This is a genomic window from Winogradskyella alexanderae (assembly GCF_020166335.1).
Taxonomy (GTDB): domain Bacteria; phylum Bacteroidota; class Bacteroidia; order Flavobacteriales; family Flavobacteriaceae; genus Winogradskyella; species Winogradskyella alexanderae.
Map to the genome: position 1 here is coordinate 1 of NZ_JAIUJR010000042.1, position 473 is coordinate 473.

Below are 473 nucleotides of genomic sequence, written 5' to 3' on the forward strand. Positions count from 1 at the left end.
TTATTGGGTGTCATGTGCTTAGGTGCATCGATGACTATAACTTCCTTAGTTACATCCGCACAACCGTTTAGATCTATTATGGTAATGGTATGGTATCCCAGACCCACATTTTCGAACACATTCGATTCTTGAGGTTCAAAATCATCAAGTTGATACAGATAATCGCCAATACCACTGACGGTAATCGTAATATTATTTGGGTCAGAGAAGTCTACTGTTTCTGTAACTTCAATAGTCGCAGCTTCAGATTCAGATACATTGAACACACGTGTATTTTCACATCCGAATTCTGTGGTAACGGTAACCCAATAGGTTCCAATTTCATCGATTTGGATTTCAGGTGTCGTTTCCCCTGTTGACCATAAGTACTGATCGTTTCCAAAATTTGTATTTGCGGAGACAATCAACGGGAGATTGTCCAGACAGATAACCTGGTCTGGTATGTCTATTTCTGGAAGGGGATGAATGATTAT

At 39.7% G+C, this 473-nt stretch carries 1 pseudogene; it reads right to left on the minus strand.

From position 1 onward, the window contains the following. Positions 1 to 473, minus strand: a pseudogene (locus LBU54_RS15295) (T9SS type B sorting domain-containing protein); the annotation flags it as partial.